Annotated in this window: 20 protein-coding genes and 1 riboswitch; of the genes, 14 read left to right on the top strand and 6 right to left on the bottom strand. The window is 71.6% G+C overall.

The annotated features are described in order from the left end of the window. Positions 1 to 54 precede the first annotated feature (54 nt). The 3 genes from ACX9I7_RS22725 (at position 55) to ACX9I7_RS22715 (ending at position 4,029) form a co-directional block, all read left to right on the top strand. Positions 55 to 993, top strand: coding sequence for a FadR/GntR family transcriptional regulator (locus ACX9I7_RS22725; protein ID WP_308430319.1), 939 nt, complete (start codon positions 55 to 57; stop codon positions 991 to 993). Positions 994 to 1,372: 379 nt separating this feature from the next. After that, positions 1,373 to 2,920 (top strand): RNA polymerase sigma factor, encoded by a 1,548-nt coding sequence (locus ACX9I7_RS22720; protein WP_387572009.1) that lies wholly within the window; start codon positions 1,373 to 1,375, stop codon positions 2,918 to 2,920. A gap of 143 nt (positions 2,921 to 3,063) precedes the next feature. Next, the gene (locus tag ACX9I7_RS22715; RefSeq protein ID WP_459388338.1) at positions 3,064 to 4,029 is read left to right on the top strand and encodes a S1 family peptidase; all 966 of its coding nucleotides are present in this window, start codon (positions 3,064 to 3,066) and stop codon (positions 4,027 to 4,029) included. A 157-nt stretch (positions 4,030 to 4,186) separates the two neighbouring features. On the opposite strand, the gene ACX9I7_RS22710 is transcribed toward ACX9I7_RS22715, so the two are convergent. Continuing rightward, on the bottom strand, positions 4,187 to 4,417 hold the full coding sequence (locus ACX9I7_RS22710) for a DUF7455 domain-containing protein (RefSeq protein ID WP_071961820.1): 231 nt from the start codon (positions 4,415 to 4,417) through the stop codon (positions 4,187 to 4,189). A 432-nt stretch (positions 4,418 to 4,849) separates the two neighbouring features. On the opposite strand from ACX9I7_RS22710, the gene ACX9I7_RS22705 reads away from it, so the two are divergent. From ACX9I7_RS22705 to ACX9I7_RS22695, 3 genes are all read left to right on the top strand, one after another. Beyond that, on the top strand, positions 4,850 to 6,970 hold the full coding sequence (locus ACX9I7_RS22705) for a DNA gyrase/topoisomerase IV subunit B (RefSeq protein ID WP_358631583.1): 2,121 nt from the start codon (positions 4,850 to 4,852) through the stop codon (positions 6,968 to 6,970). A 131-nt stretch (positions 6,971 to 7,101) separates the two neighbouring features. Further along, a complete protein-coding gene (locus ACX9I7_RS22700; RefSeq protein ID WP_459388337.1) occupies positions 7,102 to 8,265 on the top strand; it encodes a sensor histidine kinase in 1,164 nt (387 codons plus the stop codon). Next, entirely contained in the window at positions 8,262 to 9,029 is a 768-nt protein-coding gene (locus tag ACX9I7_RS22695; RefSeq protein ID WP_387571999.1) for a response regulator transcription factor, read from the top strand. Before ACX9I7_RS22700 ends, ACX9I7_RS22695 begins: the two co-directional genes overlap by 4 nt. A 45-nt stretch (positions 9,030 to 9,074) precedes the next feature. Here ACX9I7_RS22695 and ACX9I7_RS22690 read toward each other — a convergent pair whose 3' ends face one another. Further along, positions 9,075 to 9,752, bottom strand: coding sequence for a response regulator (locus ACX9I7_RS22690; RefSeq protein ID WP_459388336.1), 678 nt, complete (start codon positions 9,750 to 9,752; stop codon positions 9,075 to 9,077). After that, positions 9,749 to 11,401, bottom strand: a complete 1,653-nt coding sequence (locus ACX9I7_RS22685; protein ID WP_387571993.1) for a sensor histidine kinase — start codon at positions 11,399 to 11,401, stop codon at positions 9,749 to 9,751. The genes ACX9I7_RS22690 and ACX9I7_RS22685 overlap by 4 nt, the downstream gene beginning before the upstream one ends. A gap of 216 nt (positions 11,402 to 11,617) precedes the next feature. On the opposite strand from ACX9I7_RS22685, the gene ACX9I7_RS22680 reads away from it, so the two are divergent. Genes ACX9I7_RS22680 through ACX9I7_RS22670 form a run of 3 tightly spaced genes read left to right on the top strand, consistent with a single transcriptional unit; the run spans position 11,618 to position 14,455 of the window. Then, positions 11,618 to 12,499: an ABC transporter ATP-binding protein gene (locus tag ACX9I7_RS22680; protein WP_387571990.1), complete on the top strand. Its 882-nt coding sequence runs from the start codon at positions 11,618 to 11,620 to the stop codon at positions 12,497 to 12,499. Continuing rightward, complete coding sequence (locus tag ACX9I7_RS22675) at positions 12,489 to 13,355, top strand: ABC transporter permease (RefSeq protein ID WP_459388335.1); 867 nt, start codon at positions 12,489 to 12,491, stop codon at positions 13,353 to 13,355. The genes ACX9I7_RS22680 and ACX9I7_RS22675 overlap by 11 nt, the downstream gene beginning before the upstream one ends. A gap of 56 nt (positions 13,356 to 13,411) precedes the next feature. Next, on the top strand, positions 13,412 to 14,455 hold the full coding sequence (locus tag ACX9I7_RS22670) for an ABC transporter substrate-binding protein (RefSeq protein WP_358631564.1): 1,044 nt from the start codon (positions 13,412 to 13,414) through the stop codon (positions 14,453 to 14,455). On the opposite strand, the gene ACX9I7_RS22665 is transcribed toward ACX9I7_RS22670, so the two are convergent. After that, complete coding sequence (locus ACX9I7_RS22665) at positions 14,439 to 15,374, bottom strand: sucrase ferredoxin (protein ID WP_459388334.1); 936 nt, start codon at positions 15,372 to 15,374, stop codon at positions 14,439 to 14,441. The genes ACX9I7_RS22670 and ACX9I7_RS22665 overlap by 17 nt on opposite strands. 116 nt (positions 15,375 to 15,490) lie before the next feature. Between ACX9I7_RS22665 and ACX9I7_RS22660 the strand changes: the two genes are divergently transcribed. After that, a complete protein-coding gene (locus ACX9I7_RS22660) occupies positions 15,491 to 16,561 on the top strand; it encodes a CobW family GTP-binding protein (protein ID WP_459388333.1) in 1,071 nt (356 codons plus the stop codon). A gap of 86 nt (positions 16,562 to 16,647) precedes the next feature. Here ACX9I7_RS22660 and ACX9I7_RS22655 read toward each other — a convergent pair whose 3' ends face one another. Continuing rightward, positions 16,648 to 19,104: a DNA gyrase/topoisomerase IV subunit A gene (locus tag ACX9I7_RS22655; protein ID WP_387571978.1), complete on the bottom strand. Its 2,457-nt coding sequence runs from the start codon at positions 19,102 to 19,104 to the stop codon at positions 16,648 to 16,650. 224 nt (positions 19,105 to 19,328) lie between these two features. Between ACX9I7_RS22655 and ACX9I7_RS22650 the strand changes: the two genes are divergently transcribed. From ACX9I7_RS22650 to ACX9I7_RS22635, 4 genes are all read left to right on the top strand, one after another. After that, positions 19,329 to 20,678, top strand: a complete 1,350-nt coding sequence (locus tag ACX9I7_RS22650; protein ID WP_189449701.1) for a M16 family metallopeptidase — start codon at positions 19,329 to 19,331, stop codon at positions 20,676 to 20,678. A 41-nt stretch (positions 20,679 to 20,719) separates the two neighbouring features. Beyond that, on the top strand, positions 20,720 to 22,087 hold the full coding sequence (locus tag ACX9I7_RS22645) for a M16 family metallopeptidase (protein ID WP_387572182.1): 1,368 nt from the start codon (positions 20,720 to 20,722) through the stop codon (positions 22,085 to 22,087). A 225-nt stretch (positions 22,088 to 22,312) separates the two neighbouring features. Further along, positions 22,313 to 22,467: riboswitch (cyclic di-AMP (ydaO/yuaA leader) on the top strand. 13 nt (positions 22,468 to 22,480) lie between these two features. Beyond that, positions 22,481 to 23,284 carry a M23 family metallopeptidase gene (locus ACX9I7_RS22640; protein WP_358631553.1) on the top strand — a complete coding sequence of 268 codons (804 nt, stop codon included), beginning with the start codon at positions 22,481 to 22,483 and terminating at the stop codon, positions 23,282 to 23,284. A 251-nt stretch (positions 23,285 to 23,535) separates the two neighbouring features. Further along, positions 23,536 to 24,198, top strand: a complete 663-nt coding sequence (locus ACX9I7_RS22635) for a GntR family transcriptional regulator (protein ID WP_459388332.1) — start codon at positions 23,536 to 23,538, stop codon at positions 24,196 to 24,198. 261 nt (positions 24,199 to 24,459) lie between these two features. Here the strand turns inward: ACX9I7_RS22635 and ACX9I7_RS22630 are convergent, their stop codons facing one another. Continuing rightward, a complete protein-coding gene (locus tag ACX9I7_RS22630; RefSeq protein WP_126916446.1) occupies positions 24,460 to 24,741 on the bottom strand; it encodes an HPr family phosphocarrier protein in 282 nt (93 codons plus the stop codon). Between the last annotated feature and the right edge of the window lie 120 nt (positions 24,742 to 24,861).

The raw sequence follows: 24,861 nt of genomic DNA, 5'->3' as shown, positions 1-24,861 counted from the left end.
CGATTCTGGCTATTTGAGCGTCAATTGCGAGGTAATGGGCGATCACCCTTTCGTGTGCTTTTCACCAAAGACCTCAAGGGCCTTCGAGGTGTCGCCGACAAAGGAAGCGTGAGTACCCTTGCGCACACCATGATGACCGCGGCTCGCCCCGCCGACTCCGGCCTCGCAGGCCCGGGCGAGCTTGACCGTTACTCCTACGCGGACGCCCCCGGGGCCGACCGTGGCGCCTCGCCCGCCTGGGACGGCGACACGGAGCTGAGCCGCGTGGGCCGCCGCGCCGCAGGCAGCCGTGGCCGAGGGCTGCACGGCCAGCTCGTACAGCAGCTTGGCCAGATGATCGTCTCCGGTGACCTGGGCGCCGACCGCCCGCTGGTCCCGGAGGAGATCGGGCAGCGCTTCGAGGTCTCCCGCACCGTCGTCCGCGAATCCCTGCGCGTCCTCGAGGCCAAGGGCCTGGTCAGCGCCCGCCCCAACGTGGGCACCCGAGTCCGGCCCGTCAGCGACTGGAACCTCCTCGACCCCGACATCATCGAATGGCGGGCCTTCGGTCCGCAGCGGGAGGATCAGCGCCGGGAGCTGTGCGAGCTGCGCTGGACGATCGAGCCGCTGGCCGCCCGGCTCGCCGCCGGCCACGGCCGCGAGGACGTCCAGCAGCGCCTCGCCGACATGGCCGAGATCATGGGCCACGCCCTCGCCCAGGGCGACTCCCTCACCTTCACCCGCGCCGACGCCGAGTTCCACTCCCTGCTCCTCCAGGTCGCGGGCAACCGCATGCTGGAGCACCTCTCGGGGATCGTCTCGGCGGCCCTCCACGTCTCCGGCGCCTCCACCGGCGGCTGTGACCGTCCCACCGAGGCGGGCGTCGGGCAGCACCTGCGGATCGTCGACGCCGTCGCCGCCGGGGACGCCGCGGGCGCCGAGGCGGCCATGCGCCAACTGCTCGTCACCCACCCCGAGGTCGAGCGAGTGGTGCCCGCCCCGCGCGAGCACTGAGCGCGGGACGGACCACGCGGACGGGGCGGCGCGTGCGGGGCCGCTCGGCCGGCGCGTGCGTACGGGGTCGTACGCACGCACCGGGCGAGCCGTTCCGCACGGCCGCCGACGGCGGCAGAGGTCACGATCTGTCCACTTCAGGGGCCTTTCACCCTGTTTTGGGGTGTGACTCGGGCCACGAGGATTGGGCGTAACGCTCCTTGTGACAGCGCGATGACTAAAGAGGTGGTGGCCGCGGAGGGAATACGCGCCTCGATGGAGGTGCTGACTTCTCCGCACTACCGCCCGCGCGCCGTCGGTTCATCCTTGCCGACGGTCGTCGGCCCGGTCCAGAGCGGACGGGGCCGGAAGCCGTTTCCATCGTTCCGAGAGGTTGTTCGTGTCGGCCAGCACATCCCGTACGCTCCCGCCGGAGATCGCCGAATCCGAGTCTCTGATGGCGCTCATCGAGCAGGGAAAGGCCGAGGGGCAGATCGCCGGCGACGACGTGCGTCGGGCCTTCGAGGCTGACCAGATTCCGCCAACCCAGTGGAAGAACGTTCTGCGCAGCCTCAACCAGGTCCTCGACGAGGAGGGTGTGACGCTGATGGTCAGTGCCGCAGAGGCGCCCAAGCGCACCCGCAAGAGCGTCGCAGCGAAGAGCCCGGCGAAGCGCACCGCCACCAAGGCCGTCTCCTCCAAGACGGTCACGGCGCGGCAGTCCTCCGCGTCGTCCACGTCCGCCCAGGGCGCGTACGGCGACGAGACGGACGAGGCCGTGGCGCCCGCCAAGAAGACCGCCGCCAAGAAGGCGACGGCCAAGAAGACGGTGGCCAAGAAGACCGCCGCCAAGAAGACGACGGCCAAGAAGACGGCCGCCAAGAAGGACGCCGACGAGCTCCTCGAAGAGGATCTCCTTGAGGAGACCCCCACCCCGGGCAAGGGTGAGGAAGAGGACGAGAGCGGCGAGAACAAGGGCTTCGTCCTGTCCGACGAGGACGAGGACGACGCCCCGGCGCAGCAGGTCGCGGTGGCCGGTGCCACCGCCGACCCGGTGAAGGACTACCTGAAGCAGATCGGCAAGGTCCCCCTGCTCAACGCCGAGCAGGAGGTCGAGCTCGCCAAGCGCATCGAGGCCGGTCTGTTCGCCGAGGACAAGCTGGCGAACGCCGACAAGCTGGCCCCGAAGCTCAAGCGCGAGCTGGAGATCATCGCCGAGGACGGCCGGCGCGCCAAGAACCACCTCCTGGAGGCCAACCTCCGTCTGGTGGTCTCCCTGGCCAAGCGCTACACCGGCCGCGGCATGCTCTTCCTGGACCTGATCCAGGAGGGCAACCTCGGTCTGATCCGCGCGGTGGAGAAGTTCGACTACACCAAGGGTTACAAGTTCTCCACGTACGCGACCTGGTGGATCCGCCAGGCCATCACGCGCGCGATGGCCGACCAGGCCCGCACCATCCGTATCCCGGTGCACATGGTCGAGGTCATCAACAAGCTCGCGCGTGTCCAGCGCCAGATGCTCCAGGACCTGGGCCGCGAGCCCACCCCGGAGGAGCTGGCCAAGGAGCTCGACATGACCCCGGAGAAGGTCATCGAGGTCCAGAAGTACGGCCGTGAGCCGATCTCCCTCCACACCCCCCTGGGTGAGGACGGCGACAGCGAGTTCGGTGACCTCATCGAGGACTCCGAGGCGGTCGTGCCGGCCGACGCGGTCAGCTTCACCCTGCTCCAGGAGCAGCTCCACTCCGTCCTGGACACCCTCAGCGAGCGCGAGGCCGGCGTGGTCTCGATGCGCTTCGGTCTCACCGACGGTCAGCCGAAGACGCTCGACGAGATCGGCAAGGTCTACGGCGTGACGCGTGAGCGCATCCGTCAGATCGAGTCCAAGACGATGTCGAAGCTGCGTCACCCGTCGCGCTCCCAGGTCCTGCGCGACTACCTCGACTAGTCCTGACATAGCGATAGATCGATCGCCGTGGGGCCCGGTTCCTCTTCCGAGGGGCCGGGCCCCGCTGTGTCCCGGGATGCGGTGACCGGCGTGCGGGGTGACGCTGGGTAGGCAAAGAATTTCGCTCCGTCAGGAGGCTGTGTATGCGCGCCCTGAGGTACCCGCTGATCGGAACGGCCGTGCTGCTGCTGGCGGCACCGCTGCCGGTGCGGGCGGGGGAACGCGGGGTCATCGGCGGGCAGGCCGTGAAAGTCGCGGACGTGCCCTGGACGGTGGCTCTGGCGAGCCGTGAGCGGTTCGGCCCCACGCGATCGGGCCAGTTCTGCGGCGGTGCCCTGGTGAGCCGTTCGACGGTCGTGACGGCGGCCCACTGTCTCAGTCGTGAGGTGCTCGGCGTCGAGATGTCCGAGGCGAAGGACCTTCGGGTGATCGTGGGGCGCGACGACCTGCGCGGTGGGGCCGGGAAGGAGATCGCGCTTAAGGACGCCTGGGTCAACCCCGCCTTCAACCCCGAGACGAACGCCGGGGACGTGGCCGTCATCACCCTGGCCGAACCGGTCGCCGACAAGACGCCGATCGCCCTGGCGAAGGAGGGGGACGTGGCCTATCAGCCCGGGACGGAGGCGGGCGTCTACGGCTGGGGCGACATGTTCGGCAACGGCGCCTACTCGCCGACGCTGCGGGGCGCGCGGGTGGCCGTCCTGGAGGACGCGATGTGCCGGCAGGCGTACCCGGGCGGCCCCGAAGGGGTCTACCAGCCGGCCACCATGCTCTGCGCCGGGCTGCCACGCGGCGGGCGGGACGCCTGCCAGGGCGACAGCGGGGGCCCGCTGGTGGCGCGGGGCCGCCTCGTGGGGCTGGTGTCCTGGGGGAGCGGATGCGCCCAGGCGGGCCGTCCGGGGGTCTATACGCGCGTCTCCGCGGTCGCCGCGCTGGTGTGGGCCCACAGCGTCGACCCGGCTCCCGCGGCCCCTCCTCCGGCCGCTCCGCCGCCCGCGCAGCCTTCGGTGGCCCCGCCCGTCCGGCCGCCGGCCGCGCCGTCCGCGTCACCGCAGGTGGCGCCGCCCGCACCGGGGTCGGGGAAACGCCCGGGCAGGAGACCTCGGTGAGCCCGGGAACAGCACCGCCGGAGGGACGCGGAGGCCGGCGGAGGGTACGAGAGCGGGCGGCCTCCCCGGTGGGGTGGCCGCCCGCGGCTGCCCGGCCCTGGATGGCCGGACCTCGCTCGTCGTCGGATGCGATGTGTCAGCGCTGCACCGCGCGGACTCAGCGGTCCTCGTCGGACGCGGACGCCGGCACGGCGGTGAGCCGCTCCGTCTCGTCCTGTATTTCCGCAGCGATCTTCTTGAGTTCTGGCTCGAACTTGCGGCCGTGGTGGGCGCAGAAGAGCAGTTCACCGCCGCTCATGAGAACGACGCGCAGGTAAGCCTGAGCGCCGCACCGGTCGCAGCGGTCAGCGGCCGTCAGCGGGCTCGCGGGGGTCAGAACAGTAGTCACGTCGCCTCTTCTCTAGCTCGACGAGCTGTCGTACCAGGGTCAACATCCAACCAGGCCGAAAACGTTCCCGCTCGTGGCTTTTCCTCGAAACTTCCTTTCGAGTGGGGCCGGACCTTGACGTTTGGCGGCGAATGAGCCGTATCGCGTGGGCTTACGGTTTCACGTCGCTGGGGGTTGTCGTCCTCCCGGCCGGCTTGCCGGGTTGTTCTTGAGGACGTGCCCGGAGCCTAAATGGTTCATGCCTCGAAGGGAACGTGATGTGCATGTCACTCCATCGAGGTATCGAACGTCTGATCGAATCTCGATTAGCATGGTTGTTCTCAAGGGTGGCGGCACAAAGGCTCTACCTGGCCTCGGTACCCTCTGAACGGCAAACGAGCCACCCTTGTGCCCCACTCGGGCCAGACAGAAATTCAGCGAGGAGCGAACCGCGTGACCGCCGAGACGTCCGTGCCGTCCACTGCGTTGCTGACCGGGGCAGACCGGGACGGATCCAACTACACCGCTCGGCACCTGCTCGTCCTCGAGGGCCTGGAGGCCGTCCGCAAGAGGCCCGGCATGTACATCGGGTCCACGGACAGCCGTGGCCTGATGCACTGCCTCTGGGAGATCATCGACAACTCCGTCGACGAGGCCCTCGGCGGGTTCTGCGACCACATCGAGGTGATCCTCCACGACGACGGGTCGGTGGAGGTGCGGGACAACGGCCGCGGCATCCCCGTGGACGTCGAGCCCAAGACCGGGCTGTCCGGTGTCGAGGTCGTGATGACCAAGCTGCACGCCGGCGGCAAGTTCGGCGGCGGCTCGTACGCGGCCTCCGGTGGTCTCCACGGTGTCGGCGCCTCCGTCGTCAACGCGCTCTCCGCGCGGCTGGACGTCGAGGTCGACCGGAACAGCAGGACCCACTCGATCAGCTTCCGCCGGGGCGTCCCCGGCATCTTCACCGAGTCGGGCCCGGACGCGCCCTTCGACCCCTCCGGCGGCCTGCTCAAGGGCAAGAAGGTCCCCAAGACCCGCACCGGCACCCGCGTCCGCTACTGGGCGGACCGCCAGATCTTCCTCAAGGACGCCAAGCTCTCCCTGGAGACCCTCTACGGGCGCGCCCGGCAGACGGCCTTCCTGGTGCCCGGGCTGACGATCGTCGTCCGCGACGAGCGGGCCCTGGACGGCGGGGAGATCACCGAGGAGACGTTCCGCTTCGACGGCGGCATCAGCGAGTTCTGCGAGTTCCTCGCGCAGGACAAGGCCGTCTGCGACGTGCTGCGGCTGTCCGGGCAGGGCACCTTCAAGGAGACCGTGCCGGTCCTCGACGACCGGGGCCACATGACCCCCACCGAGGTCACCCGCGAGCTCGGCGTGGACATCGCCCTGCGCTGGGGCACCGGCTACGACTCCACGGTCAGGTCGTTCGTCAACATCATCGCCACCCCCAAGGGCGGTACGCACGTCACCGGATTCGAGCGGTCGATCACCAAGACGGTCAACGAGGCGCTCCGCTCGGCCAAGCTGCTGCGGGTCGCCGAGGACGACGTCGTCAAGGACGACGCCATGGAGGGGCTCACGGCGGTCGTGACCGTCCGGCTGGCGGAGCCGCAGTTCGAGGGGCAGACCAAGGAGGTGCTGGGCACCTCGGCCGCCAACCGGATCGTCGCCAACGTGGTGGCCAAGGAGCTCAAGGCGTTCCTGACCTCCACCAAGCGCGACGCCAAGCAGCAGGCCAGGGCCGTGCTGGAGAAGGTCGTGGCGGCGGCCCGCACCCGTATCGCCGCCCGCCAGCACAAGGAGGCCCAGCGGCGGAAGACCGCGCTGGAGTCCTCCTCGCTGCCGGCCAAGCTGGCCGACTGCCGCAGCGACGACGTCGAGCGCAGCGAGCTGTTCATCGTCGAGGGCGACTCGGCCCTCGGCACGGCCAAGCTGGCGCGGAACTCGGAGTTCCAGGCGCTGCTGCCGATCCGCGGCAAGATCCTCAACGTCCAGAAGTCCTCGGTCTCGGACATGCTCAAGAACGCCGAGTGCGGCGCGATCATCCAGGTGATAGGAGCAGGGTCCGGCCGCACGTTCGACATCGACGCCGCGCGGTACGGGAAGGTGATCTTCCTGGCCGACGCCGATGTGGACGGCGCGCACATCCGCTGCCTGCTGCTGACGCTGTTCCAGCGCTACATGCGGCCGATGGTGGAGGAGGGCCGGGTCTTCTCGGCCGTGCCCCCGCTGCACCGGGTGGAGCTGACGAACCCCAAGAAGGGCCAGGACAAGTACATCTACACCTACTCCGACAGCGAGCTGCGGCAGACGCTGATGGAGTTGGAGCGCAAGGGTGTCCGCTACAAGGAGAGCATCCAGCGCTACAAGGGTCTGGGCGAGATGGACGCCGACCAGCTCGCCGAGACCACGATGGACCCCCGCCACCGCACCCTGCGGCGGATCAACATCAGCGACCTGGAGGCCGCCGAGCGCGCCTTCGACCTGCTGATGGGCAATGAGGTCGCGCCGCGCAAGGAGTTCATCACCAACTCCGCGGCCACGCTGGACCGCTCGCGCATCGACGCCTGACGGCCCGGCGCGCCCGCCGCGCGACACTCGATGTCCACCCCCGGGTGGAGATATCACCTCCACCCGGGATCCACCCCGGACCCACCCGTGCTCCGATACGCGCCGGGAGCCGACTCCGTAGCGTGGAATCCGTGGCGATCGAGAACTGGACTGAATGGCCCGCCCGCGAGGCGCTCGCCAAGGTGGGCGTGCCCCGGCGGCGCCAGGTGATGACGTGGGTGGTGCGCGTCGTCCTGGTGGGCGCCTTCCTGTGGGGGGTGCTCCGCGAGGACGTCTTCCACGGATGGGGGTATGCCGCGCTCGCGGTCGGCTTCCTGCTCTGCGTCGCCGCGGTACGGGGGTGCTATCTGACGACGCTCGCCATGCGGTTGTGGCCCTCGGTGGCGCTGCTGGGTGTGCCGGTGCTGGTGGGGGTGGCCGCGGAGGCGGCCGGATCGCACGCCGCGGCGACGGGGCTGTGGTGCGTCAGCGCGGCCATCGCCGTGGAGCGGCTGCCCCTGGGCGCCGGGCTGGCCTTCGCGGGCGTAGCGCTGGGGGCGTATGTGCTGGCCCTCCACGACCGGTCGGCGACGACCGGGGTGACGGTCGTGGGCGTGCTGCTGATCGGGTACTCGCTGCGGCTGGACGAGGAGGCCCGGGGGGCCGGATTCCGGTTGCTGGCGCAGGAGCGGGCCGCGCGGCGGGCCGAGGCGGAGTCGGCGGCGCTGGCCGAGCGGGCCCGTATCGCCCGGGAGATACATGACGTGCTGGCGCACAGCCTCTCCGCGCAGTTGGTGCATCTGGAGGCCGCCCGGCTGCTGATCGAGAGCGACGCCGACCGGCAGCGGGTCCTGGAGCGGGTGTCGGCGGCCCGGGGCATGGCGCGCCAGGGCCTGGCCGAGACACGGCAGGCGCTGTCCGCCCTGCGGGGGGAGCTCACACCGGTCGAGGAGTTCCTGCGGGAGGTCGCTGCGGCGGAGGGGGCGCGGCTGGAGACGGCGGGGGAGCCGCGAGGGCTGCCGGCGGAGGCGGGGCTGGCCGTGCGGAGGGTCGCGCAGGAGGCGCTCACCAATGTGCGCAAGCACGCGCCCGGTGCCCGGGTGGAGATGCGGTTCACCTATCTGGAGCGAGAGGTGGAGCTCTGGGTGAAGGACAGCGGTGCGCGGGGCACGGTCGAGGGGCTGGCGGCCTCCGGCGCCGGGTACGGTCTGCTCGGGATGAGGGAGCGCGCCGAACTGCTCGGCGGCACGCTGGAGGCCGGGCCGGCCGGATCGGACCAGGAGGGCTTTGTGGTGTGTCTGAGGGTGCCCACATGACGGGCGGTACGAGCGACGACGGGGTGGGTGGGCCGGGTGGGCCGGGCCGTGCCGTCGGGGAGGGGAGCGCGGGGCCACGGGCGGCGCGGGTGGTGGTCGCCGACGACCAGACCGTGGTGCGCGAGGGGATCGTGATACTGCTGGGCCTGCTGCCGGGGATCGAGGTCGTGGGTTCGGCGGCGGACGGGCTGGAAGCGGTCCGGCTGGTGGCCGAGCACACGCCCGACGTGGTGCTGATGGACCTGCGGATGCCGCGGTGCGACGGTGTGGAGGCCACCCGGCGGATCCGCGCCGAGTACCCGGCCACCCAGGTCGTCATCCTGACGACCTACGCCGATGACGACTCGCTGTTCGCCGCGTTGCGGGCCGGGGCGCGCGGCTATCTCACCAAGGACGCCGGCGGGGAGGAGATCGTCAGGGCGGTCGCGCATGTGATGTCGGGGGAGGCGGGGCTGTCCCCGAAGGTGCAACTGCGGCTGCTGGAGCGCCTTTCCACGGGGGTGGTCCAGCGTCCGCCGACGGCGCCGGGGCCTTCTCGCGAGCTTCCGGACGGGCTGACGGCGCGCGAGGCGGAAGTCCTCTCACTCGTCGCCGAGGGGCTGTCCAATGGCGAGATCGCCCGCCGTCTCCAGGTCAGCACGGCGACGGTGAAGACCCATATCAACAACCTCTTCGCCAAGACCGGGGTGCGCGACCGGGCCCAGGCCGTGCGGTACGCCTTCCGGCATGGCATCGCGCGCCCACCGGAGACCTCCCTCTCCTGACGGTCGGGCCGACGGGGCTGACGGGGCCGACGCGCTGACGAGGTGTCACCGTGCGGACCAGGCGTAGCGGTGCTCGGGGCGGCCCGTCTCGCCGTACTTGAGCGTCAGGCTGAGCCTGCCCGACTCCTCCAGCCGCTTGAGATACCGCTGGGCGGTCGACCGGCTCAGCCCCGAGCGCTCCGCCACCTCGTGCGCCGACAAGGGCCGTGAGGCGTCCGAGAGCACCCGGCGGATCAGGTCGGCCGTCGGCGCCGAGTGCCCCTTGGGCAGGGGGGTGGTGATGGCGGCGGTGCGCAGCGTGCCGAAGATACGGTCGACCTGGTCCTGCTCCGCCTCGTCGGCGCCCTCCAGGGTTCGCCGCAGCCGCGCGTACGCCTCCAGCTTCACCCGTAGCCCCGGGAACGTGAAGGGTTTCACCAGGTACTGGAGCGCGCCGTAGCGCATGGCCGTCTGCACGGTCGCGACGTCACGGGCCGCGGTGACCATGATCACGTCCGTGTGGTGGCCGAGCTCCCGGATGCGGCGGATCAGCGACAGCCCGCTCTCGTCCGGCAGATAGTGGTCGAGGAGCACCAGGTCGATGCCTCCGCGCTCCAGCAACGCCAGCGCCTGCGCGGCGTTGTGGGCAGTGGCCCGCACCCGGAATCCCGGCACGCGCATGACATACGCGGCGTTGATCTCGGCGACGCGGAAATCGTCGTCCACGACCAGGACTTCGATCATCTGCTCACTCCTTCGAGGGATCGTGTGCCCGATGCCAAGGGGTGGAGGGCGTCCGGCAGCTCCACGGTGAAGACCGCGCCGCCGCCGTCCCGTTCACCCGCGCGGGCCGAACCGCCGTACCGTTCGGCGAGCCGCCGTACGAGCGAGAGGCCCAGCCCCCGGGGGCGGTTGGGCGCGGCCTCCTTGGTGGACCAGCCGTCGGCGAAGACCAGTTCGCGCACCTCCTCCGGGACGCCGGGGCCGTTGTCGGAGACGGTGACCACGGCCGTCGTGCCCTCCGCCCGGATCCCGACCTCCACAAAGGCGTCCGGACGGTAGCGCCCGGTGGCGTCCAGGGCGTTGTCCACGAGATTGCCGAGCACGGTGACGAGGTCCCCCGGCTCCACCACCCGGCCCGGCAGGTCCGACTCCTCGCTCACCCGCAGCGCCACCCCGCGCTCCGCGGCGACCGCGCTCTTGCCCACCAGCAGCGCGCTGACCAGCGGCTCGTGGACCCGCTCGGTCACCTGCTCGGCGGTGGCCCGGTGGGCGCCGGTGACCTCGGCCACGAAATCGACCGCCTCCTGGTACATCTCCAGTTCCAGCAGCCCGACGAGGGTGTGCAGCCGGTTGGCGTGCTCGTGGTCCTGGGCGCGCAGCGCCTCCGTCAGTCCCCGGGTGCCGTCCAGCTCACGGCCCAGCTGCTCCAGTTCCGTACGGTCGCGGAGCGTCGCCACGGTGCCGCCGTCGGTGGTGTCCATCCGGTTGACGACCAGGACCCGGCCGTCCCGGACGGTGAGCAGGTCCGTGCCGGTGACCCGGCCCGCCAGGACGTCGGTGGTCCGGCCGGGCGGGAGGGCGGCGTCCAGCGGCCGGCCGAGGGCGTCCGGGCCGATGCCGAGCAGTCGTCGCGCCTCGTCGTTGATGAGCCGGACCCTGCCCTTCCGGTCGAGGGCCACCACCCCCTCGCGGATGCCGTGGAGGATGGCCTCGCGTTCGTCGAGGAGGGCGGATATCTCCGACAGCGCGATGCCGCGGGTGCGTTTGCGCAGCCGCCAGGAGACGGCCAGGGCCGCCAGCGCGCCGACCGCCAGCGCCGCTCCGGCGTGGGTGAGGATGCTCGGCAGGGCGTGCAGCAGGATGTCGCGCACGTCGTCGTAGGCGATGCCGACGGAGACGGCGCCCACGATCGCGCCCTCCGGCCCGCGCAGCGGCACCTTGCCGCGCGCCGAGCGGCCCAGGGTGCCGTTCTCGATGCCCGTCCACTCGCGTCCGGCCAGGGCCGGGCCGGGATCGGTGCTGACGTGCCGGCCGATCTCGGCGGGTGTGGTGTGGGAGTAGCGGATGCCCCGGGTGTCGACGACCACGACGTAACTGGCGTCCGTCGCCAGGCGGATGCGCTCGGCGGCGGTCTGCACCGGTCCGTCGGGGCTCGGCGGCCCGGCCAGGATGTCATGGGCGAGCCCGGGCTGGGCGGCGGCCGCCTCGGCGATGGCCAGCGCCCGGCGTTCGGCCTGCTCGTCCAGCTGGGCGCCCAGGGGCGCGAGGAAGAGACCGGCGGTCAGCGCGGTGACTCCGGTGGTGATCAGCAGTTGGACGGACAGGGCCTGGGCGAAGACACGCCGGGGCAGCCGGGGGCGCATGTACGAGCCTTTCGCATTCCGGGCCATGGGTGTGTACCGAACGTAGCCGCACGATGGCCTCTTGTGTCACCCCCGTGTCACTTTCGTTGTTCTATCGCGAGCAAAACGAGCAGAACAGGCTTCGTACGCTGAAGTCGCACAGCGCACACAAGACTGCCGCTGTGGCGCACGCCACTCCTAGCCTCCAGCACCGGTCGCCCCGCACGGGCCGCGGGGCCGGACAGCCGGGAGCGGAGGCGCCCTATGAACAGCGGGAACAGCGGCAAGCCAGGGGAGAACCCCGGCGGCACACCACGACCGGACGCGGCGCCGGCGATCGAGCTGCGCGGTGCGACCAAGGTGTTCCGCACCCCCTCGGGGGCGGACCACACGGCCGTGCGCGATCTCGACCTCACCGTCGCCCAGGGCGAGTTCGTGGCGGTCGTCGGCCCGACCGGCTGCGGCAAGTCCACCACGCTTACGCTGGTCAGCGGCCTGGAGGAGCCCACCGAGGGCGAGGTGCTGGTGGGCGGCGAGCCCGTGACCGGCATCCGGCCCGAGGTCGGCTTCGTCTTCCAGCAGGACGCGGTCTTCCCCTGGCGGACCGTGCTGGCGAACGTGATGGCGGGCCCGCGTTTCCGCGGGGTGCCGAAGGCCGAGGCGCGCGAACGGGCCCGTGACTGGCTGGGCCGGGTGGGGCTCGCGGCGTTCGAGGACCGCTATCCGCACCAGCTCTCCGGCGGCCAGCGCAAGCGCGTGGCGCTCGCCCAGACCTTCGTCGGCGACCCGGCGATCCTGCTGATGGACGAGCCGTTCTCGGCGCTGGACGTACAGACCCGGGCGCTGATGTCGGACGAACTCCTGGACCTGTGGGGCGGTTCGCGCCCCGACGGCCGGGCGGCGGCCTCCGTCGTCTTCGTCACCCATGACCTGGAGGAGGCCATCGCGCTCGCCGACAGGGTGGTCGTGATGACGGCCGGGCCGGCCACCGTCAAGGAGGTCTTCCCGATCGACCTGCCCCGTCCCCGGAGGGTCGAATCCGTGCGCCTGGAGCCCCGGTTCATCGAGATCTACCGGGAGATCTGGTCCTCCCTCGGCGAGGAAGTCCGTATCACCCGGGAAAGGGGTGCCGCTCATGTCGCCTGAGACCATCGCCGCCACCGTCGTCGCGCAGAAGCGCCCCCAGGGGCGCACGGAAGCGCGGGCACGCGCGGCGCGCAACCACAAGCTGAAGGTCCTCGGCGCGCGCGTCCTGCTCCTCGCCGTTCTGCTGGGCGCGTGGGAGATCCTGGCCCGTAACGACGTCATCGACGCCTTCAACTTCTCGATGCCGTCGAGGATCTGGGACCAGATCGTTCAGTGGACCCTCCACGGCACCCCGCAGGGCTCGCTCGGCGAGCAGATCGCGTACACGCTCTACGAGGCCCTGCTCGGCTGGATCGTGGGCGTGACGGCCGGAGTGGTCCTCGGCATCGTCCTCGGCCGGGTCCGCTTCCTCGCCGACGTCCTCGGCCCCTTCGTCAAGGTGCTCAACGCACTGCCCAGGATCGTCCTCGCGCCGGTCTTCGTGATCTGGTTCGGCCTGGGGCCCGCCTCCAAGGTGGCCTCGGCCGTGGTGCTCGTCTTCTTCCCCGTCTTCTTCAACGCCTTCCAGGGCGCCCGCGAGGTGGACCGCAACCTCGTCGCCAACGCCCGGATCCTGGGCGCGAGCGGCCGGCAGGTGACCCTCCAGGTCGTCATCCCCGCCGCCACCTCGTGGATCTTCACCAGCCTCCACGTCAGCTTCGGCTTCGCGCTGATCGGCGCGATCGTCGGCGAGTACATCGGCGCGGACCGGGGCATCGGCCTGCTCGTCTCCGCCTCCCAGGGCAGCTTCAACACCGCCGGGGTGTACGCGGCGATGGCCATCCTCGCCGTCGTCGCCCTGCTCGCCGAGGGGCTGCTGACCTTCCTGGAGAAGCGGCTCTTCCGCTGGAAGCCCGCCGCCCCCGGCGAGCGCTGACCCCCACCGCGCACCATCCGCCCCACCCCCCTCGACCTGACCATAAGGAACGGAAAATGCGTACCTCCGCCAAGTTCTCAGCGCTGGTCGTCGCCGGAGCGATGTGCCTGTCCCTCTCCGGCTGCGCCGACGAGTCGTCGGCCGACACCTCGGGCAACGAGTCCCTCAAGGGGGACGTCGTCAAGATCATGGTCGGCGGCCTGGACAAGGTCATCTACCTGCCGGCGGTGCTCACCCAGCGCCTCGGCTACTTCCAGCAGGAGGGCCTGACCGTCAAGCTCCTGAGCGAGCCCGCCGGCGTCCAGGCCACGACCTCCCTGCTCTCCGGTGACGTCCAGGGCGTCGTGGGCTTCTACGACCACACCCTCGACCTCCAGGTCAAGGGCAAGAAGGTGGAGTCGGTGGTGCAGCTGGCCCAGACGCCGGGCGAGGTGGAGGTCGTCTCCACCAAGGCGGCGGGCGACATCGTCTCCCCCAAGGACTTCAAGGGGAAGAAGCTGGGCGTCACCGGACTCGGCTCGTCCACCGACTTCCTCACCAAGTACCTGGCGGTGAAGAACGGCGTGGACGTCAGCGACGTGACGCCCGTGGCGGTCGGCGCGGGCCAGACCTTCCTCTCCGCCCTGGAGAAGGGCGCGATCGACGGCGGCATGACCACCGACCCGACCGTCGCCCAGGTCCTGGACAAGAACCTCGGCAAGGTCCTCGTCGACATGCGCACCCCGGAGGGCTCCAAGGCGGCCCTCGGCGGGCTCTACCCCGCGTCGAGCCTCTACATGAGCACCGACTGGGTGAACAGCAACAAGGAAACCGCCCAGAAGCTCGCCAACGCCATGGTGAAGACCCTGAAGTGGATGTCCGAGCACACGCCCGAGGAGATAGCGGCGCAGATGCCCGCCGACTACGCCAAGGGCGGCAAGGACCTGTACGTGAAGTCGATCCGCAGCACGCTGCCGATGTTCACCAAGGACGGCGTGATGCCCGCCGACGGACCGAAGACCGTGCTCCAGGTGCTCAAGTCCTTCAACCCGAACCTCAAGAACGCCTCGGTGGACCTGGAGAAGACCTACACCACGGAGTTCGTCAAGAAGGCCGGCTGACCCCGGCAGCCCGGGCGGCCAGCGGGACGATGGCGACGACGTCCATCCGGGCCGGCGTGCCCAGCGCCCGGCCGCAGCTCTCGGGACGGGGCGGTGCCGCGGCGCCCTGCTCGACCTCGACCCGCCAGGCGCGCCCGTCCGTGTGCGCGACGGTCACGGACCAGCGGGGCGCGGCCCCCTCGGTCCCGGTGACGTCCAGGGCGTCCGCGCCCTCCTCGCCGGTCAGCGCGCGGACGGCCAGCTCGGCGGCCTGCCCGGGGCGCTCCCAGGCGGAGCGGCCGCGGCAGTGCGCGGTGGTGATCCTGCCGTCGCGCGCCGCCTCCAGGGCCTCCTTGACGGCGTGCGCGGTGGCCCGCCCGTAGGCGTAGCCGTAGGGCAGGACGAGCAGGGTGGGGGCGAAGCGGTGGCCGCCGAGGTGGGTGACCTCCCAGACCTCCGTGCCGCCCGCGGCGGCCAGCTCGGCGGCGAGCGGACGGCCCAGCAGGGCGCAGCAGCGGTCGCGCTTGGCGTTGGTGCACACCAGGGCGAGCGGATTCCCGGCGTACGGCTCCCACAGCCCGCCGTGCTCGCCGGCGCCGAGCGCCGCGAGGTCCAGCCCCAGCAGCGCGGCCGGGTCGGGAAGGGCGGTGGTACGGACCCAGGAGCGGCCGGGCGCGGTGTGGGCCAGGAAGATCCGCTGGAGGGACGGCTCGTGGCAGTCCGCGTGCCGTCCGGGGCGGCGGATCAGGGCGATCCGCACCCCGGTGCCCTTGGCGGCCTCGTCGAGGGCGCGGCCGACGGCGGGGTCGAGGTGGCTGGAGGTGAGGGCGTTCGCGCCCCACGGGCCGGGCTGCTCGATCAGCAGCCAGGTCCGCGCCGGTGCGGCGGTACCGGCCAGCGGCTCGGTCAGCTGTCGGGAGGCGGTCGCGCACGTGCTCACATAGGTGAGCCTAACCTGACCGGGGCCGGTCCTGCGCGCCGAGGTCCCTCCTATCCTGGGTCGGGCGGTGGACCCCGGTCCGTCCGCCGCAGTGGACCGACGAGGGAGGCTTTTTCTTGGCCAAGCGACAGATTCCGGTCATCGTGCTGGCGGGATTCCTCGGATCGGGCAAGACGACCCTGCTCAACCACCTCCTGCGGCACAGCGGAGGCACCCGGATCGGGGCGGTCGTCAATGACTTCGGCAAGATCGAGATCGATGCGATGAGCGTCGCCGGCCAGGTGGACTCCATGGTCTCCCTCGGCAACGGCTGCCTGTGCTGTGCCGTGGACGCCAGCGAGCTGGACGGCTTCCTGGACCGGCTGGCCCGCCCGGCGGCCCGCATCGACGTGATCGTCATCGAGGCCAGCGGGCTGGCCGAGCCCCAGGAGATCATCCGGATGATCCTGGCCAGCGACAACGACAGCGTCGTCTACGGCGGGCTGGTCGAGGTGGTCGACGGGGCGGAGTTCTCCGCCACGCGCGAACGCCACCCGGAGCTCGACCGGCACGTGGGCATCGCCGACCTCGTGGTTCTCAACAAGGCCGACCGGATCGGGGACGAGACCCGAGAGAGCCTGCTGGAGACGCTCGCCGGGCTGGCCCCGGGCACTCCCGTCGTCCCGGTCTCCCACGGGCGGATCGACCCGGAGATGCTCTTCGACCGCAAGCCCCGCGAGGACCACCTGGAGGCCGTGCGCCAGCTCTCCTTCGAGGACCTCCTTCTCGCGGACGGCGAGCACGAGCACGGCCACGGCGACCATTGCGGGGAGGGATGCGGCCACAGCGGCCATCTTCACTCCGGCTACGAGAACGTCGAGTTCCGGTCCGACGCCCCCATGAATCCCCGGCGGCTCATGGACTTCCTCGACAGCAGGCCCGAGGGCCTCTACCGCATGAAGGGCTTCGTCCACTTCGGCGTGGCCGGCCACCGCGACAAGTTCACCCTCCACGCGGTGGGCGACTTCCTGCGTTTCTACCGGTCGCCGTGGGCGCGCTCCGAGGAGCGCGTCACGCAGATAGTGATGATCGGCAGGGGCATCGACGCCCACGCCCTGCGGGAGGGGCTCGAAGGCTGCCGGGACACGGCACCGGAAGAGACCGAGGAGCACAGCATGTGGGGCGTCCTGCGCTACGCGCAGGACTGAGACGCGCCCGGGCTTGAGGTGCGACCAGGGTTGAGGCGCGCGCAGCCCCGCGCGCGAAACCCGCGCGCACCTCAAGCCCCGAGGCCCTACACCGGGCCGGCCACCACGGTCACCGGCTTCGGCAGCGGCGTACCCGAACCGTCGCGGCGCGGGTCGGGCGTCGGCAGCTCGGCGGGCATGCCGGTGGCCGTCGCGGCCCGCGCCGGGGCGGCGCCCGCCCAGGCCAGGACGAGGCAGTCCTCGCCCTTGAGGAAGCGCTGGCAGCGCACTCCGCCCGTGGCCCGGCCCTTGCGCGGGTACTGGTCGAACGGCGTCATCTTCGCCGTGCCCTCCGAGACCGCGCCCGGCAGCCCGCCCCGGGCACCCGCGACCGTGACCACCACCGCGTCCTCCGCGGGGTCGACGGCCGTGAAGGAGATGACCTTCGCGTCCGGCGACAGCTTCACGCCCGCCATGCCGCCCGCCGGGCGGCCCTGCGGCCGCACCTGCGAGGCCTGGTAGCGCAGCAACTGGGCGTCGTCCGTGACGAAGACCAGGTCCTCCTCGCCCGTGCGCAGCTCGACGGCGCCGACGATGGTGTCGCCGTCCTTGAGGCCGATGACCTCCAGCTCGTCCTTGTTGGCCGGATAGTCCGGGACGACGCGCTTGACCACGCCCTGCTCGGTGCCGATGGCCAGGCCGGGGGAGGACTCGTCGAGCGTGGTCAGGCAGACCAGCCGTTCGCCGTCCGCCAGCGTCAGGAACTCGGACACGGGGGCGCCGCCCGCCAGGTTCGGCGGGGCCGCCGTCTCCGGCAGCTGTGGCAGGTCGATCACCCGCAGCCGCAGCAGCCGCCCTGCCGAGGTCACCGCGCCCACCTCGCCCAGGGCCGTCGCCGGGACGGCCGAGACGATCACGTCGTGCTTCACGCGCTTGGCGTCGGCCGAGGCGTCCGCCGGCTCGCCCGTGGCCGTGCGGGCCAGGAGGCCCGTGGAGGACAGCAGCACCCGGCACGGGTCGTCCGCGACCTTCAGCGGCACCGCCGAGGCCGGCTGGCCCGCCGACTCCAGCAGCACCGTGCGCCGGTCGGTGCCGAACTTCTTCGCCACGTCCGCCAGTTCCGCCGAGACGAGCTTGCGGAGCTCCGCGTCCGACTCCAGGATCCGGGTCAGCTCGGCGATCTCCTCGGTGAGCCTGTCGCGCTCCGACTCCAGCTCGATCCGGTCGAACTTGGTCAGGCGGCGCAGCGGGGTGTCGAGGATGTACTGGGTCTGCGTCTCGGAGAGGGAGAAGCGCTCCACGAGTGACGCCTTGGCGGCCGCCGCGTTGTCGCTCGATCGAATGATTCGGATGACCTCGTCGATGTCGACGAGCGCCACCAGCAGGCCCTCGACCAGATGCAGCCGGTCGTTCCGCTTGCCGCGCCGGAACTCGCTGCGCCGGCGGACCACCTCGAAGCGGTGGTCGACGTAGACCTCCAGCAGCTCCTTGAGGCCCAGCGTCAGCGGCTGCCCGTCGACGAGCGCCACGTTGTTGATGCCGAAGGACTCCTCCATCGGCGTCAGCTTGTAGAGCTGCTCCAGGACGGCCTCGGGGTTGAAGCCGTTCTTGATCTCGATGACCAGGCGCAGGCCGTGGGCGCGGTCGGTGAGGTCCTTGACGTCGGCGATGCCCTGGAGCTTCTTGGACCCGACCAGGTCCTTGATCTTGGAGACGACCTTCTCCGGGCCCACCGCGAAGGGCAGCTCGGTGACGACCAGGCCCTTGCGGCGGGGCGAGACGTTCTCCACGGAGACCGTCGCGCGGATCCTGAACGTGCCGCGGCCGGTCTCGTAGGCGTCGCGGATTCCGCTCAGGCCCACGATGCGGCCGCCCGTGGGCAGGTCCGGGCCCGGGACGAACTTCATCAGGGTGTCGAGGTCGGCGCCCGGGTGCCGGATCAGGTGGCGGGCGGCGGCGATGACCTCGCCCAGGTTGTGCGGCGGCATGTTCGTCGCCATGCCGACCGCGATGCCGGACGAACCGTTGACCAACAGGTTCGGATAGGCGGCCGGAAGGGCCACCGGCTCCCGCTCGCTGCCGTCGTAGTTCGGCGCGAAATCGACGGTGTCCTCGTCGATCGACTCCGTCATCAGCGACGACGGCGCCGCCATCCGGGCCTCGGTGTAACGCATGGCCGCGGGCGGGTCGTCGTTGCCCAGCGAGCCGAAGTTGCCGTGGCCGTCCACCAGGGGCAGCCGCATCGAGAACGGCTGCGCCATGCGCACCAGGGCGTCGTAGATCGACGCGTCGCCGTGCGGGTGGAGCTTGCCCATCACCTCGCCGACGACCCGGGCGCACTTCACGTGCCCCCGCTCGGGCCGCAGGCCCATCTCGTTCATCTGGAAGAGGATGCGGCGCTGGACCGGCTTGAGGCCGTCCCGGGCGTCGGGCAGGGCGCGGGAGTAGATGACGGAATAGGCGTACTCGAGGAAGGAGCCCTGCATCTCGTCGACGACGTCGATGTCGAGGATGCGCTCCTCGAACTCTTCCGGCGGCGGGGTCTTCGTGCTGCGGCGGGCCATCGCGGCTGCTGCTCCTTCGATCGATTGCCGAGGCGGGATCCTGACGCCGACCATTGTGGACCGAGCCACCGACAACGCCGACCGCGACCCGTCCGGGGCATCCCCGGCGGTTCGGGAACTTCGCCAGATGTCAGCGCGCTTGCATACAGTGACAGGACTGTTCATCACGCGAGTCGTCGCGAGGCACCGCGGGATCTCAAGAGATCGAAGGGACGTACATGCCCATGGGTCACACGGCCACGCAACAGGCCGGCTCCGGCGGCCTGACAGCGACCGAGCACCGCCTGGCCAACGGCCTGCGGGTGATCCTCTCCGAGGATCACCTGACCCCGGTCGCCGCGGTCTGCCTCTGGTACGACGTCGGCTCGCGCCACGAGGTCAAGGGCCGTACCGGCCTCGCCCACCTCTTCGAGCACCTGATGTTCCAGGGCTCGGCCCAGGTCAAGGGCAACGGCCACTTCGAGCTGGTCCAGGGCGCCGGCGGATCGCTCAACGGCACCACGAGCTTCGAGCGCACCAACTACTTCGAGACCATGCCGGCCCACCAGGTGGAGCTGGCGCTGTGGCTCGAGGCGGACCGGATGGGCTCGCTGCTCACCGCCCTCGACGACGAGTCGATGGAGAACCAGCGCGACGTCGTCAAGAACGAGCGCCGCCAGCGCTACGACAACGTGCCCTACGGCACGGCCTTCGAGAAGCTGACGGCCATGGCCTACCCCGACGGCCACCCGTACCACCACACGCCCATCGGCTCCATGGCCGACCTGGACGCCGCCTCCCTGGAGGACGCGCGCGCCTTCTTCCGCACGTACTACGCGCCGGGCAACGCCGTCCTCTCGGTCGTCGGCGACATCGACCCCGAGCAGACGCTCGCCTGGATCGAGAAGTACTTCGGCTCCATTCCGGCGCATGACGGGAAGCAGCCCCCGCGCGACGGCCGGCTGCCCGACACCATCGGCGAGCAGCTGCGCGAGGTCGTCCGCGAGGAGGTGCCCTCCCGCGCGCTGATGGCCGCCTACCGCCTGCCCCACGACGGCACGCGCGAGGCCGACGCCGCCGACCTGGCGCTGACCATCCTCGGCGGCGGCGAGTCCTCCCGCCTCCACAACCGCCTCGTGCGGCACGACCGCACCGCCGTCGCGGCCGGCTTCGGCCTGCTGCGCCTGGCCGGCGCGCCCTCGCTCGGCTGGCTGGACGTCAAGGCGTCCGGCGGCGTGGAGGTCCCCGCGATCGAGACCGCCGTGGACGACGAGCTCGCCCGCTTCGCGGCCGAGGGCCCGACGCCCGAGGAGATGGAGCGCGCCCAGGCCCAGCTGGAGCGCGAGTGGCTGGACCGGCTGGCCACCGTCAGCGGCCGCGCGGACGAGCTCTGCCGCTTCGCCGTGCTCTTCGGCGACCCCCAGCTCGCCCTGACCGCCGTTCAGCGCGTCCTGGACATCACCCCCCTGGAGGTGCAGGAGGTCGCCAAGGCCCGGCTGCACCCCGACAACCGCGCCGTGCTGGTGTACGAGCCCACGCCCCAGTCCGGCACCGACGCCGCCGGCGAGAACGAGGAAGAGGAGGCGGACCGGTGAGCGACGCCGCAGCCGCGAGCACCCAGACCGCAGAGGCCTCGATGGAGTTCCACCCGCAGCCCCGCCCCGGCACCGCCTCCCCGTGGGCCTTCCCCGCCCCCGAGCGCGGCCTGCTCCCCAACGGGCTGACCGTGCTGCGCTGCCACCGCGCCGGCCAGCAGGTCGTCGCTGTCGACGTCGTCCTGAACGCGCCGCTGGCCGCCGAGCCCGAGGGCCTGGACGGCGTCGCCACGATCATGGCGCGCGCCTTCTCCGAGGGCACCGACAAGCTCAGCGCCGAGGAGTTCACCGCCGAGCTGGAGCGCTGCGGCGCCACCCTCGACGCGCACGCCGACCACCCCGGCGTCCGGCTCTCCCTGGAGGTCCCGGCCTCCCGGCTGGGCAAGGCCATGGGCCTGCTCGCCGACGCCCTGCGCGCCCCGGCCTTCCCGGACGGCGAGATCGAGCGCCTGGTCGACAACCGCCTGGACGAGATCCCGCACGAGCTGGCCAACCCCGCCCGCCGGGCGGCCATGGCGCTGGCCGCCGAGCTCTTCCCGGCCGGCTCCCGGATGTCCCGCCCCCGCCAGGGCGCGCAGGAGACCGTCGAGCGCATCGACGCCGCGGCCGTCCGGGCCTTCTACGAGGCCCATGTCCGCCCCGCCACCACCACCGTGGCGATCGTCGGCGACTTCACCGGCATCGACCTCGACCGGACGCTGGCGGAGTCCCTCGGCGCCTGGACCGGCACCGCGGCCGAGCCGCTGCCCGTGCCGGCCGTCACCGCCGACGACACCGGCCGCGTCGTGATCGTGGACCGGCCCGGCGCCGTGCAGACGCAGCTGCTCATCGGCCGCACCGGCCCCGACCGGCACGCGAGCGCCTGGCCCGCCCAGATCCTCGGCACCTACTGCCTCGGCGGCACCCTCACCTCCCGCCTGGACCGCGTCCTGCGCGAGGAGAAGGGCTACACCTACGGCGTGCGCTCCTTCGGCCAGGTGCTGCTCTCCGCCCCCGACGGGACGGGCACGGCCATGCTCGCCATCAGCGGCTCCGTGGACACCCCCAACACCGGCCCCGCGCTGGCGGACCTGTGGACCGTGCTGCGCACCCTCGCCGCGGAGGGCCTGACGGACGCCGAGCGCGACGTCGCCGTGCAGAACCTCGTCGGTGTCGCGCCGCTGAAGTACGAGACGGCCGCGGCCGTCGCCGCGACCTTCGCCGACCAGGTCGAGCAGTACCTGCCGGACGACTTCCAGGCGCGGCTGTACGAACGCCTCGCGGAGACCGGCACGGTGGAGGCCACGGCGGCCGTCGTGAGCGCCTTCCCGGCCGACCGCCTCGTCACCGTCCTCGTCGGCGACGCCGCCGAGATCGCCGAGCCCGTCAAGGCCCTGGGCATCGGCCCGGTGACGGTCATCCCCGCCTGACGGCGACTCACCACCCCGGCGCGGCAGGCGACGCCGCGCCGGGACCCCTTCGGCGCATGGGTCCGTTGTGACCCATGCGCCTCGCTTATGTCCGCTTTCAGGCGGAGGTTGGGTGTTGGTCGTGTGGCGTACGTCATAAAAGCCCACTTCTGTTTGCTGTTCGAATCTGACGCCGATTAGCGTCAGGCCCGGCAGCCCGCCGATCGGAGCCGCGACCGCGGCCCCGGGCAGCCATCGCCGAGTCCCCGGAGCACCAGCCGAGGGGAGCCGGGGACCCAAACGTCCCTGGGGTGAATCGGGCCCCTCTCACGAGGGATCCGTAGGAGACCTTCCTGCTCCGAACCCGTCAGCTAACCCGGTAGGCGAGAGGGAAGGAAAGGAAACAGCCGCGACATGGCGTTCACCCGTGCCACCGGGAAGCACCGTCGTCCGAGCCGCGCCGCGCGCGTCAGCGCGAACGTGGCGGGCATAGCCACTCTCACGGCCGCCGGCGTCGTCGCCGGTGTCGCCGCCCCGGCCTTCGCCGCCTCCGACGACACGCAGCGCCCCGAGGACACCGGCCTGACCCAGGCCGTCGTCATGGGCGACGTCATGGCCGAGCACGTCGACGCCCAGGCCGAGTCCCAGCGCAGCGCCGCCGACGAGGCCGCCGCCCGCCTCCAGGCCGAGGAGAGCGCCAAGCAGAAGGCCGTCCAGGCCAAGCAGCGCTACGAAGAGGCCCAGCGCAAGGTCGAGGAGGAGCGCGCCGCCAAGGAGAAGGCCGCCCGCGACGAGGAGCGCAAGCGCCTCGGCACCTTCGTGAGCCCGATCGACGGCTCCTACGTCTCCACCGCCTACAAGGCCTCCAGCGGCCTGTGGTCCTCCGGCAGCCACACCGGCATCGACATGCACGCCGAGACCGGCACCTCCGTCCACGCCGTCGGCATGGGCACCATCGTCGAGGCCGGCTGGGGCGGCGCCTACGGCAACAACGTCGTCATCAAGATGGCCGACGGCACGTACACCCAGTACGGCCACCTGTCCTCCATCGACGTCTCCGTCGGCCAGACGGTCACCCCGGGCCAGCAGATCGGCCTCTCCGGCGCCACCGGCAACGTCACCGGCCCGCACCTCCACTTCGAGGCCCGCACGGCCCCCACCTACGGCTCGGACATCGACCCGATCGCCTACATGGCCGCGCACGGCGTCAACCTGTAACGACGACGCGCGACGACGTGCGAAAGGCCCCGGCCCCCGGCCGGGGCCTTCGTGTTGGCCAAAAAATATCCATGAAGCGGCGGCGCCATCGGAAAACGCCCGGGATTGCCATAGAGTCGCCGAACGGACGTCAGTCGGCCGTGCTTCACGGTGATTGAGGCATGAGGCGGAGGTAGACCCATGCGGGGCCGTACGTGAGCGGCGACGGCGAAGGGCCGCGCGAGAGGAGCCGTCGCATTTCCACGCACGCGGTGTGCACCGCCATCCGCGACGACATCGTCTCCGGCGCTTTCCCGCCGGGAAGCCGGCTCATCGAGGAAATCCTCGCCCGCCGCTACGGCGTCTCACGGGTGCCTGTGCGCGAGGCGCTGCGCACCCTGGCCTCCGAGGGTTTCGTGACCACCCGTCGGCACGCCGGCGCCTGTGTCGCCGAACCCACCGAGCGCGAGGCCGCCGACCTCCTCGACATCCGCGCCCTGCTGGAGCCGCTGGGTGCCGCCAAGGCCGCGCAGCGCCGCTCCGAGGCCCACCTCAAGGTATTGCGGGGCCTGGTCAGACTCGGCCAGGAGCGGGCCCGCGCGGGCCGCTGCGGCGAACTGCGCCAGCTCGGCGACTGGTTCGACGAGACCCTCGCCCAGGCGTCCGGCAGCCCCTCGATCGCCGGGCTCCTGACCCAGCTGCGCCGCAAGATCGCCTGGGTGTACGCCCCGGGGCCCGTGGTCCGGCCGCTGGAGACCTGGGAGGCGTGCGGGGCGTTGGTGGACGCGGTGGCCCGGGGGGACGTGGAGCGCGCCCGGGAACTCGCCGCCGTTCGGGCCGGCCGTTCACCCGGTGAATTCCTGCTGCGGCGGACGGGCGGCGATCGCGTCCATCCGCCGAAACAGCCCGTAAACACGGCGGGCGTCCGCTCTTAACGAGCGGCCGCTATTCCTGGAGGAATAGGGCCGGGAATTCGTGGCGGTCCCCGGCCGGGGCACGCCGTGCGCGTCTGCGGAGAGCGGCGCGCACGGCGTGTGAAAAACCTGTGAATACGGCCGGGCCGTCGATACCCGGCTCGCGGCTCCCCGGCTCACGGGTATGCCGGTGACGGATACGACGACGGGGCCGCGGCGGCCTCCGTCGGCCACCGCGGCCCCGCCGCGCGGTCCGCCCGGTGAAAGGGGCGGGCCGGAGGATCAGACGGTCTCCGGGAGCTCCTCGAGCCCCTCGGCGACGAGCTTGGCCAGACGGTCGAGCGCGGCCTCGGCACCCTCCGCCTCGCTGGCGAGGACGATCTCCTCGCCACCCTGGGCGCCCAGGCCCAGAACGGCGAGCATGGAGGCGGCGTTCACGGGGTTGCCGTCCGCCTTGGCGATCGTCATGGGGACGCCGGCGGCGGTCGCCGCACGGACGAAGATCGACGCGGGCCGGGCGTGCAGGCCCTCGGCCCAGCCGACGTTTACGCGGCGCTCAACCATGGTGTTGCCCTTCAAGTCGATATTGGTTGTCTAGACCATTGTGGCACGGGGCGCGCGGTGCCCCGCGCGTGCGCCCCCACCAGGGCCGTTCGGTCGTGCCCGCGGCCCGGGCGGCACCGG

Source organism: Streptomyces sp. L500, from assembly GCF_054551825.1.
The sequence above is the reverse complement of the archived record's forward strand: the minus strand, read 5'-3'. Positions and strand labels throughout refer to the sequence as shown.

Excerpts from the sequence above, each read along its gene's own strand:
- ACX9I7_RS22655 (WP_387571978.1), bottom strand. The coding sequence starts at position 19,104 with ATGGCCCGCCGCAGCACGAAGACCCCGCCGCCGGAAGAGTTCGAGGAG.
- ACX9I7_RS22715 (WP_459388338.1), top strand. The coding sequence starts at position 3,064 with ATGCGCGCCCTGAGGTACCCGCTGATCGGAACGGCCGTGCTGCTGCTG.
- ACX9I7_RS22630 (WP_126916446.1), bottom strand. The coding sequence starts at position 24,741 with ATGGTTGAGCGCCGCGTAAACGTCGGCTGGGCCGAGGGCCTGCACGCC.
- ACX9I7_RS22640 (WP_358631553.1), top strand. The coding sequence starts at position 22,481 with ATGGCGTTCACCCGTGCCACCGGGAAGCACCGTCGTCCGAGCCGCGCC.
- ACX9I7_RS22670 (WP_358631564.1), top strand. The coding sequence starts at position 13,412 with ATGCGTACCTCCGCCAAGTTCTCAGCGCTGGTCGTCGCCGGAGCGATG.
- ACX9I7_RS22675 (WP_459388335.1), top strand. The coding sequence starts at position 12,489 with ATGTCGCCTGAGACCATCGCCGCCACCGTCGTCGCGCAGAAGCGCCCC.
- ACX9I7_RS22650 (WP_189449701.1), top strand. The coding sequence starts at position 19,329 with ATGGGTCACACGGCCACGCAACAGGCCGGCTCCGGCGGCCTGACAGCG.
- ACX9I7_RS22685 (WP_387571993.1), bottom strand. The coding sequence starts at position 11,401 with ATGGCCCGGAATGCGAAAGGCTCGTACATGCGCCCCCGGCTGCCCCGG.
- ACX9I7_RS22645 (WP_387572182.1), top strand. The coding sequence starts at position 20,720 with ATGGAGTTCCACCCGCAGCCCCGCCCCGGCACCGCCTCCCCGTGGGCC.
- ACX9I7_RS22690 (WP_459388336.1), bottom strand. The coding sequence starts at position 9,752 with ATGATCGAAGTCCTGGTCGTGGACGACGATTTCCGCGTCGCCGAGATC.
- ACX9I7_RS22680 (WP_387571990.1), top strand. The coding sequence starts at position 11,618 with ATGAACAGCGGGAACAGCGGCAAGCCAGGGGAGAACCCCGGCGGCACA.
- ACX9I7_RS22695 (WP_387571999.1), top strand. The coding sequence starts at position 8,262 with ATGACGGGCGGTACGAGCGACGACGGGGTGGGTGGGCCGGGTGGGCCG.